Source organism: Streptomyces sp. NPDC057694, from assembly GCF_042799415.1.
Classification (GTDB): Bacteria; Actinomycetota; Actinomycetes; order Streptomycetales; family Streptomycetaceae; genus Streptomyces.
In genome coordinates this window covers 22,740-32,085 of the sequence record NZ_JBHVIX010000045.1, presented here as the reverse complement: position 1 = coordinate 32,085, position 9,346 = coordinate 22,740, and the positions used below count along the sequence as shown (strand labels likewise).

Genomic DNA, 9,346 nt, shown 5'->3' with positions numbered 1-9,346 from the left:
AGTTCCCCGCGCCCCTGAGGCATGCGCTACGCGCAGCCTCCCCTGGGCGAGCGGAGCTCGCTTCCAGGGGCGCGGGGAACTGCGCGTCAGGACTCCGGCAGCTGCTGGCCGTAGTCGACCGTGTCGCCGGACGTCGGCTCCTTCAGCGTGAAGTCCCGGCCCCACTCCGTCAGTTGCAGGATCCCGGCACCGGCGGCCCGCTCCAGGCGCATGGGGTACGCGGTTCCCTCCAGGGAGACGTCCAGCGTGCCGCCGGAGCCCTCGTCGCCGGTGAGTGCGATCGTGCGCACCCCTCCCGAGGAGCCGCGGTCGCCCTTCGCGAGGGTGCCGTGCAGCGTGAGCAGCCCGTCGAGCAGCACGTCCTTGTCGGTGAAGGTGCTCAGCCGTTTGTACGAGGGGTCGCCGGTCGGCACCTTCACGTACTTGCCGTCGAGCTTGTCGGCGGCGGCGCCGTCGCCGTGCCCGGTCTCGGCGTCGTCGGAGTGCGACCAGAAGTCGGCGTCCGCCTTGAGGTAGAGGTGCTCGTCGACCCGCAGCAGCCGGAAGGTGCTGCCGCCCGTCGTCACCGAACCGGTGCCGCCCTCGTCCTTCAGCCGCATGTCGAGCTTGTAGGTCCTGCCGCCGCTGACGACGGTGCCGGCGAGACGCACGGCGTCCGCGCCCCGCGCCGCCTTGACCGTGCGGGACTGGATCTTGTCCGGCTCCAGTTTGCCGACCCCGTTCGTGCCGGCGTCCGGGTCGTCCCCGCAGGCCGCGAGCCCGGCCGCGAGCCCCGTGCACATCACGCCGACCATGAGCGTCCTGCGGGTACGGCGGACCAGGGGGAAAGCGGTCACGGGCGGTACTACCTCTCGTACGGAAAGGGGCTCGTCGGCAGTACGGCAGCGTACCCGTGGCGCCCGCCGTTCCCCGTGCGGGTCCGGTCGGGCAGACGCGCAAAGGCGTGTTCGACGGGTACCGGCTAGCCTGAACCACGGATTGATCACTTTCCTGGCCGTCGATCACGTTCGCGGCCGTGGAACAGTGAAGGCGCACGAGAAGCACGGAGCAGGTACGCGACGAGGAGGTACGGGCAGACATGGCAGGTGGCGTCCCCCGGATCTTCGTCTCGCACCTCGCGGGCATCGCCGTCTTCGACCCGAACGGGGACCAGGTCGGCCGGGTCCGTGACGTGGTGGCGATGCTGCGGGTGGGGCGGCGGCCGCCCCGGGTGCTCGGTCTCGTCGTCGAGCTGTCCACGCGGCGGCGCATCTTCCTGCCCATGACCCGCGTCACCGGCATCGAGTCGGGCCAGGTCATCACCACCGGTGTGCTCAACGTCCGCCGCTTCGAGCAGCGGCCCACCGAGCGACTGGTGCTCGGCGAGATGCTGGACCGCCGCGTCCGGCTGGTCGAGTCGGGAACACCCGGCGAACCCCGAGAACACGGAGAGATCGTCACCGTCCTCGATGTGTCCGTGCAGCAGCTGCCCGCCCGCCGGGACTGGGAGATCGACCGGGTCTTCGTCCGCAAGGGCAAGAACGGCACCTTCCGGCGCAAGGGTGAGGCGCTGACCGTGGACTGGTCGGCGGTCGACGGGTTCTCGCTGGAGGAGGACGGGCAGGGCGCCGAGAGCCTGCTCGCGACCTTCGAGCAGCTGCGCCCCGCCGACCTCGCGAACGTCCTGCACCACCTCTCCCCCAAGCGGCGGGCCGAGGTCGCCGCGGCGCTCACCAACGAGCGGCTCGCCGACGTCCTCGAAGAGCTGCCCGAGGACGACCAGATCGAGATCCTCGGCAAGCTGAAGGAGGAGCGGGCCGCCGACGTCCTGGAGGAGATGGACCCGGACGACGCGGCCGACCTGCTCGGCGAGCTGCCGGAGGACGACAAGGAGCGGCTGCTCACGCTGATGCAGCCCAGCGACGCGGCCGACGTGCGGCGCCTGATGGCGTACGAGGACAAGACCGCGGGCGGTCTGATGACGACGGAACCGATCGTGCTGCGCCCGGACGCGACGGTCGCCGACGCGCTCGCCCGCGTCCGCAACCCCGACCTCTCCCCCGCGCTCGCCGCGCAGGTCTACGTCTGCCGCCCGCCGGACGAGACGCCGACCGGCAAGTACCTGGGCACGATCCACTTCCAGCGGCTGCTGCGCGATCCGCCGTACACGATGGTCAGTTCGATCCTGGACGACGATCTGCAGGCCCTGTCGCCGTCGGCCCAACTGCCGGAGATCGCCGGGTTCTTCGCCACGTACGACATGGTGGCCGCGCCCGTCGTCGACGAGAGCGGGTCGCTGCTCGGCGCCGTCACCGTGGACGACGTACTGGACCACATGCTCCCCGACGACTGGCGCGAGCAGGAGTTCCACCTGGCCGGGGACGTGAACCATGGTGAGTGAGGAGACGTCCCGCCCGGGCGAGGCGTCGCGCCGCCCCCGCATCCGCCTCGACCAGCCGCGCGCCCCGCGCCGCAGGCTGCTGCCCGAGTACGACCCCGAGGCCTTCGGACGGCTGTCGGAGCGCATCGCCCGGTTCCTGGGCACGGGACGGTTCATCGTCTGGATGACGGTGATCATCATCGCGTGGGTGGTGTGGAACATCTTCGCGCCGCGGGATCTGCGCTTCGACGAGTACCCGTTCATCTTCCTGACGCTGATGCTGTCGCTCCAGGCGTCCTACGCCGCTCCGCTGATCCTGCTCGCGCAGAACCGGCAGGACGACCGCGACAAGGTCAACCTGGAGCAGGACCGCAAGCAGAACGAGCGGTCGATCGCCGACACCGAGTATCTGAGCCGCGAGGTGGCGGCCCTGCGGATCGGTCTCGGCGAGGTCGCGACCCGCGACTGGATCCGCTCCGAGCTGCAGGACCTCCTCAAGGAGCTGGAGGAGCAGCGGCGCTCCGTTCCCGAGGGCGGGGTATTCCCGGCCGAGCGGGAACGGGCACGTGACGTAGACGACCGCTGACGGGGCTTTCCGTGCCCCGGTTACCGCGCCGTACTATCGGTCGTATGGCTACGGAAGACGCGGTGCGCGAGGCACTCGCGACAGTGAACGACCCCGAGATCCAGCGACCCATCACCGAGCTGGGGATGGTCAAATCGGTGGACATCGGTGCGGACGGAGTCGTCGCGGTCACCGTGTATCTGACCGTCTCCGGCTGCCCGATGCGCTCGACCATCGAGAACAACGTGCGGGACGCCGTCCTGGGCGTCGAGGGCGTGACCGATGTCCAGGTCACCCTCGACGTGATGAGCGACGAGCAGCGCAAGGAGCTGGCCACCGCGCTGCGCGGCGGCACCGCCGAGCGCGAGGTGCCGTTCGCCAAGCCCGGCTCGCTGACCCGCGTCTACGCGGTCGCCTCCGGCAAGGGCGGCGTCGGCAAGTCCTCCGTGACCGTGAACCTGGCCGCCGCGATGGCCGCCGACGGGCTGAAGGTGGGTGTCGTCGACGCCGACATCTACGGCCACTCGGTGCCGCGCATGCTGGGCGCCGACGGCAAGCCCACCCAGGTCGAGAACATGATCATGCCGCCGTCGGCGCACGGGGTGAAGGTCATCTCCATCGGCATGTTCACGCCGGGCAACGCGCCGGTGGTGTGGCGCGGGCCGATGCTGCACCGCGCGCTGCAGCAGTTCCTGGCCGATGTCTTCTGGGGCGACCTCGATGTGCTGCTCCTCGACCTGCCGCCGGGGACGGGTGACATCGCGATCTCCGTCGCGCAGCTGGTGCCGAACGCCGAGATCCTCGTCGTGACGACGCCTCAGCAGGCCGCCGCCGAGGTCGCCGAGCGGGCCGGGTCGATCGCGGTGCAGACGCACCAGAAGATCGTCGGCGTCGTGGAGAACATGTCGGGGCTGCCGTGCCCGCACTGCGGCGAGATGGTCGACGTCTTCGGCACCGGTGGCGGCAAGCTGGTCGCCGAGGGGCTCACGAAGACGACGGGCACCAATGTGCCGGTCCTCGGCTCCATCCCGATCGACGTGCGGCTGCGCGAGGGCGGCGACGAGGGCAAGCCCGTGGTCCTGTCCGATCCCGACTCCCCCGCCGGCGCGGCGCTGCGCGGCATCGCGGACCAGCTGGGAGGCCGCCAGCGCGGCCTGTCGGGCATGTCGCTCGGGATCACCCCGCGCAACAAGTTCTGAGGCGCGCGTTCGCCTGCGGCCCGGTGGGGGCTGGTCGCGCAGTTCCCCGCGCCCCTGAGGGGCGCGGGGAACTGCGCGACCAGCCACGACGAAAGCCGCGCTCTACGCAGAACCCGCCGCGTACTCGGCGATGTCCTTCACCACGGAGAACCCGAGCCCGTAGGCGCTCATCCCCCGGCCGTAGGCCCCGAGATGAACCCCGGCCTGCGTCGACCCGGCGAGAACCCACCCGTACTCGGACTCCCGGTAGTGGAACTCCGTCGGCACCCCGTCGACCGGCAACGACAGCACCGCCCAGTCCGACGACCGCAGATCGTCCGCGAGGACCCACGCCGTCTCGGTCTGCTGCTCCAGCCAGTCGTCCCGCAGCGTGTGATCCATCTGGCCGGGCCAGGTGTACGAGAGCAGCCCCACCCCGGCGAGCCAGGCGGCGGAGGAGACGGACGTCGCCTCCAGCACCCCCGTGCCGTCGGAGCTGCGCCGTACAGGATTGGCGGCGACGGTCACCACGACCGCGAACCGCTCGGCGGCGTCCCCCTGGAGGGTGCCTTCACTGCGTACGGAGGGCTCGTCACCGTGCCCGATCGAACCGTGCTCGACGGACCCGTCCGCCGTGGTGCCGACCTGCATCAGCCAACGCGGTCCCGTGAAGGCCTCGTCGAGGCCGTACCACGGGAAGGACGCCAGCAGGTATCCGTCGACCGTACGCCGGGCCCCGGGGACCTGACCGGCCCCCTCGGTGGCCGGCGCCTGCGCGCCCACCCGACTCGTCGTCTCCATGTACCCGGCCGCCTCCTCGCTCTCGTACGGACCGGAGCGGCCCGCCCCCCTCGGGCGTTCTCACGTCCGGTCCGCGCAACAACAAGGCAGGATGCCACACCGGGTCCACAAGGCCCGGTTTCGAGAGGTGTGGTTCAGGTCGCGTCGGCGTCGAACGGCGGGGGTGTCGGCTTGGCCGGCTGCTCCGTCGACTCCGGGCGCTTCTCCAGGTCAGGACCCTTGGTCATGCTGATCCGGCCACCGGAGGAAGTACCGGCGGAGGACGACGGCGCGTCGTCCCGCACATCGCCGACCGTCTGCACCGCGTCGCCGACCTCGGCCATTTCCTTTTTGAGGTCGAAGCCGTTGCGAATCTCCTTGAGCCCCAGTTCATCGCTGTCCAACTGCTTGCGGATGAACGTCTTGGGGTTCAGATCCTCGAATTCGAAGTCCTTGAACTCCGGGCCCAGTTCGTTACGAATGTCCTGCTTGGCACTGTCCGAGAATTCACGGATCTTACGGATGGTGCGCGCGACGTCCTGAATGACCTGCGGCAGCTTGTCGGGGCCGAAGACGAGCACGGCCAGCACAACAAGCGCTATGACCTCCGGTAGGCCAATGTCGTTGAACACCTTGCACTCCTAGCGTGTCCTCGGCCCGCGGCGGTCTTCGGTAGCAGGTCTTCGGCAGGGTCCGACAGGGGACCGCTCCACGGTACCCGGCGCACCTGTCTATTTGGTAGCCACCGGGCTACGTCCAGGATCACCTGTGCCGGTTCTTGACCGGTCAGTTGCCGTCGGCCGAACCGAGGACGAGGGACACTTTCCGCTCGTTCCCGCCCCGTTCGACCGTAAGGACCAGTTTGTCCTTGGGGCGATGGGAGCGGATCTTGACGATCAGTTCCTCGCCCGAGTGGACGCGGACCCCGTCCACCGCGGTGATGACGTCACGCGGCCGAATACCGGCCCGGGCACCCGGCCCGCCGGGACTGACGGACGAGCCGCCGCCGTTGCCCTTGGTGCCCACGCGCGCGCCGTCGCCCGTGTAGTCCATGTCCAGGGTGACGCCGATCACCGGGTGGGTGGCCTTGCCGGTGTTGATCAGTTCCTCGGCGACGCGCTTGCCCTGGTTGATCGGGATCGCGAAGCCGAGGCCGATGGAGCCGGACTGGCCGCCGTCCAGGTCCGCTCCGCCGTCGGCGGAGCGGATGGCGCTGTTGATGCCGATGACCCGGCCCTTGGAATCGACCAGCGGTCCGCCGGAGTTGCCCGGGTTTATGGGCGCGTCGGTCTGGAGGGCGTCGACATAGCTGACGTCGCTTCCGTCGCCCTTCTCGCCGCCCGCCGTGATGGGCCGGTCCTTGGCGCTGATGATGCCGGCGGTGACCGTGTTGGCGAGGTCGAAGGGAGCGCCGATGGCCACGACCGGGTCGCCGACCTGCACGCTCTCGGAGTTGCCGAGCGGCAGGGGCTTGAGGCCGTGCACGTTGTCGACCTTGATGACGGCGAGGTCGTAGCCGGTGTCGTGGCCGACGACCTTCGCGCCGGCGCTCTCGCCCCCGGAGAACGTGACCGATATCTCACCGCCGGTGCTCGCCGGGTCCACGACGTGGTTGTTGGTGAGGATGTGGCCGCGGTCGTCGAGGACGAAGCCGGTGCCGGTGCCCTGCTCCGCCGATCCCTTGGTGTGGATGGTGACGACGCCGGGCAGCGCGCTCGCGGCGATGCCCGCGATGCTGCCGGGTGCGCGATGGGTGGACTCGGCGCCCGCCTGCGGGAGTTCGACGTCCGTCCCGCCGTTGCGCTCCAGGTACGAACCGGCGGCCCCGCCGATTCCGCCCGCGGCCAGCGCGATCAGTACGGCGCCGAGCACCAGGCCGCGCCGCCCGCGCCGCGGCCCCGCCCCGACGGCCGCACCGCTCTGCGACAGCGAGACGGGCCCGGCCCACGGGTCGTACCGCTGCCAGGGCGCGACAGGCATCGGGGCCGCGTGCGGAACCGGTGCTCCCTGGTAGGGGGGCGGTGGCGGTGGCGTCCCCGGCATCATCGCGGTGCCGTGGGCCGGTGTCAGCCCCGGATGCTGAACCGGCGGCGCGGGCGCCCAAGGCCCCGGCGCCCCGTAGGGCAGCACGTCGTACCGGTCACCCGCAGGATCCCGGAAGGGACCTTCCGGGGCGCCCGTGGGATCGGGAGGGGTCCCTTGCCGGTCGCCCGCGGGATCGGGGCGGGAGTCGTCCATCGGGGTCTCAGGGGCCTCAGGGGCCCCTGAGGCTTCCTGCGCGGCGTCGGGGGCCGCGTCGGGTCCGGGGGTCGGGGCGACGGTGTCAGGGCCATCACCAGAGGCACCGGCTCCGACGGGGGCGGCCGCGGGTGCCGGAAGATGCCAGTCGCCGTCGTCCGCCACCGGGGGCCCCGTGTCCGGTCGGGGGCGGCTCCACCACTTGCCCTTCGTGGGCTTGCCCTCGTCCATGTTCCGCTGTTCTCCCCGCACCCGGCCCGCGGCACCTCACCGCCGGCTCCCGCCCGCGCACCACGGGGTCAGTACCCGAGACGCGGCCTCACCTGGATTCAACCAGGTTCGGCGGGTCCGGCGAAGGGACGTCAGCCAGGCTCAGCGGACGGACGACGGGCGGGAGGAGACCGTCGGCACGGCCGTCGGGGCCGCGGCGAGAGGGGGCTCCGTCGCGGTGCCGAGGCCGGTCACCTCGGACGATGTGTGCGGGTTCAGAGCGAGGGAGACCACGGGGACGATGGCGGCGGGACGTATGAGGGGGGTCATGCGGGCTGCCGCGGAGAGCATCGGGGTGGAGAACGGATAGCTGGCGCTGTCCGCGTGGCCACCCCCCGGCAGCAGGGGAGCGCCCGACTCGGTCGAGGAGACGGGTACCGCCAGGGCGCCACCGCTCTGGCCGAGCAGCGGGGAGAGCGACCTGCGGCGCTGGGCCTCGGACGTGGAGGCGGCACCGGCCGCCTGGCTGCGCAGGGGCGTCACATTGCTGTTGCCGCCCCCGCCCGTGCCACGGGCGTCGGAGGTGTCCGCGGGGGCGCCTGAAGTGACGCCGCCCAGCGCGATCGCGGCGAGCGAGACCGCCCCGGCCGCGGCGAACGCGAACCGGCGGCCACGCGAGGCGCGGTCGCTGTCGTGCCGGTCGCGGCCCACCTCATGGATGCGGAAGCCGTGCTGAGCGGGGAGCACGGCGGCGTGCGCACCGGACGGGGCGTAGCCGAAGGGCTCGGAGTCGACGTCGAACACGCCGTTCCCCAGGCCTCGGACGTTGCCGAAGGCTCGGCCCGTGCCGAAGCCGCCGCCGCCGAACGGTGTCCCGTCGTCATCCGGGTCGCCACCGGCGGGCAGGCCTTGCAGGCGGGCGAGGAAACTGTCACTGGGCGGCGGCGGGGCCGCCTCGGCGAAGACGCTTTTGACGCGGCGCTGCGCGTCGGCCTCGGCCTTGCACCGGGCACAGGTCGCCAGGTGGGAGAGGACGCGCTCACGGGCGTCGTGGTCCAGCTCGCCGTCGACGAACGCGGCCAGCCGGTCCCCGAGGTGCTGGTCTGCTGCGGTGAGCTGGCGGTCGGCAGGATTGAGACGTGATCCACTCACGCTGTCGCGCCCCCTGTTCCTAGGACAGGGATCGCTCCCGTCGTCGCCGTCGCGAGCGTGCGGCGCTCCTTGCGGGCCTCCGGCGAGCGGTGCTGCAGGGCCTTGCGCAGCTGCGAGCGGCCACGGTGGATCCGGCTGCGGACCGTGCCCAGCTTCACGCCCAGGGTCGCGGCGATCTCCTCGTACGACAGCCCCTCGATGTCGCACAGGACGACGGCGGCGCGGAACTCGGGCGCCAGGGTGTCCAGGGCCTGCTGGACGTCGGCGTCGAAGTGCGCGTCGTTGAAGACCTGCTGCGGGGACGGCTCGCGGCTGGGCAGACGCTCGGCGGCGTCGTCGCCCAGGGAGTCGAAGCGGATGCGCTGCTTGCGACGGACCATGTCCAGGAACAGGTTCGTCGTGATGCGGTGCAGCCAGCCCTCGAAGGTGCCCGGCGTGTACGTCGACAGCGAGCGGAAGACGCGGACGAAGACCTCCTGGGTGAGATCTTCGGCGTCGTGCTGATTGCCGGTCAGGCGGTAGGCGAGCCGGTACACCCGGCCGCTGTGCGTGCTGACGATCTCCTCCCATGTGGGCGGAGTCCACGCCTGGGATTCCGCGTCAGCGGCAAAGGTCGCGGTCTGCTGCGCGGAGTCAGTGGTGCGGAATCGGTCAGCGGTGTTGGTCACAGATTTCGGCTCACCCGACGACCTGAGAAGACGCCGGAGCACTCCTCCCCGATCCACAGGCGCAGCCGCACCTCCCCTGTCGGCTCTGGTGGTGTCCAGTGGAGCCCCTACCATAGCCACCTCGCCCGTTAGCTCCGGATAAGCGTTTTTACTCAGATTTGCCGGTCGGCTCTCGGCCACCTTCACCGTCGGTCGG

General features: G+C 71.1%; 9 protein-coding genes. 3 read left to right on the top strand and 6 right to left on the bottom strand.

Annotation, left to right across the window (positions count from 1 at the left end; genetic code table 11):
• Window positions 1–86: 86 nt before the first annotated feature.
• A complete protein-coding gene (locus ACFVDP_RS42915; RefSeq protein WP_383503087.1) occupies window positions 87–794 on the bottom strand; it encodes a hypothetical protein in 708 nt (235 codons plus the stop codon).
• 284 nt (window positions 795–1,078) lie between these two features.
• On the opposite strand from ACFVDP_RS42915, the gene ACFVDP_RS42910 reads away from it, so the two are divergent.
• Genes ACFVDP_RS42910 through ACFVDP_RS42900 form a run of 3 tightly spaced genes read left to right on the top strand, consistent with a single transcriptional unit; the run spans window position 1,079 to window position 4,123 of the window.
• On the top strand, window positions 1,079–2,380 hold the full coding sequence (locus ACFVDP_RS42910) for a magnesium transporter MgtE N-terminal domain-containing protein (RefSeq protein WP_383503078.1): 1,302 nt from the start codon (window positions 1,079–1,081) through the stop codon (window positions 2,378–2,380).
• Window positions 2,370–2,945 carry a DUF1003 domain-containing protein gene (locus ACFVDP_RS42905; protein ID WP_383503075.1) on the top strand — a complete coding sequence of 192 codons (576 nt, stop codon included), beginning with the start codon at window positions 2,370–2,372 and terminating at the stop codon, window positions 2,943–2,945. Before ACFVDP_RS42910 ends, ACFVDP_RS42905 begins: the two co-directional genes overlap by 11 nt.
• A 44-nt stretch (window positions 2,946–2,989) precedes the next feature.
• Window positions 2,990–4,123: an Mrp/NBP35 family ATP-binding protein gene (locus ACFVDP_RS42900; protein ID WP_383503072.1), complete on the top strand. Its 1,134-nt coding sequence runs from the start codon at window positions 2,990–2,992 to the stop codon at window positions 4,121–4,123.
• 102 nt (window positions 4,124–4,225) lie between these two features.
• Here the strand turns inward: ACFVDP_RS42900 and ACFVDP_RS42895 are convergent, their stop codons facing one another.
• From ACFVDP_RS42895 to sigE, 5 genes are all read right to left on the bottom strand, one after another.
• Window positions 4,226–4,903, bottom strand: coding sequence for a hypothetical protein (locus tag ACFVDP_RS42895; protein ID WP_383503069.1), 678 nt, complete (start codon window positions 4,901–4,903; stop codon window positions 4,226–4,228).
• 134 nt (window positions 4,904–5,037) lie between these two features.
• Window positions 5,038–5,514, bottom strand: a complete 477-nt coding sequence (locus tag ACFVDP_RS42890) for a sec-independent translocase (protein ID WP_383503066.1) — start codon at window positions 5,512–5,514, stop codon at window positions 5,038–5,040.
• 154 nt (window positions 5,515–5,668) lie between these two features.
• Window positions 5,669–7,351 (bottom strand): trypsin-like peptidase domain-containing protein, encoded by a 1,683-nt coding sequence (locus ACFVDP_RS42885; RefSeq protein WP_383503063.1) that lies wholly within the window; start codon window positions 7,349–7,351, stop codon window positions 5,669–5,671.
• A gap of 141 nt (window positions 7,352–7,492) precedes the next feature.
• Window positions 7,493–8,482, bottom strand: a complete 990-nt coding sequence (locus ACFVDP_RS42880; RefSeq protein WP_383503060.1) for an anti-sigma factor family protein — start codon at window positions 8,480–8,482, stop codon at window positions 7,493–7,495.
• Complete coding sequence (gene sigE / locus ACFVDP_RS42875) at window positions 8,479–9,264, bottom strand: RNA polymerase sigma factor SigE (RefSeq protein ID WP_383503058.1); 786 nt, start codon at window positions 9,262–9,264, stop codon at window positions 8,479–8,481. Before sigE ends, ACFVDP_RS42880 begins: the two co-directional genes overlap by 4 nt.
• Window positions 9,265–9,346 lie beyond the last annotated feature (82 nt).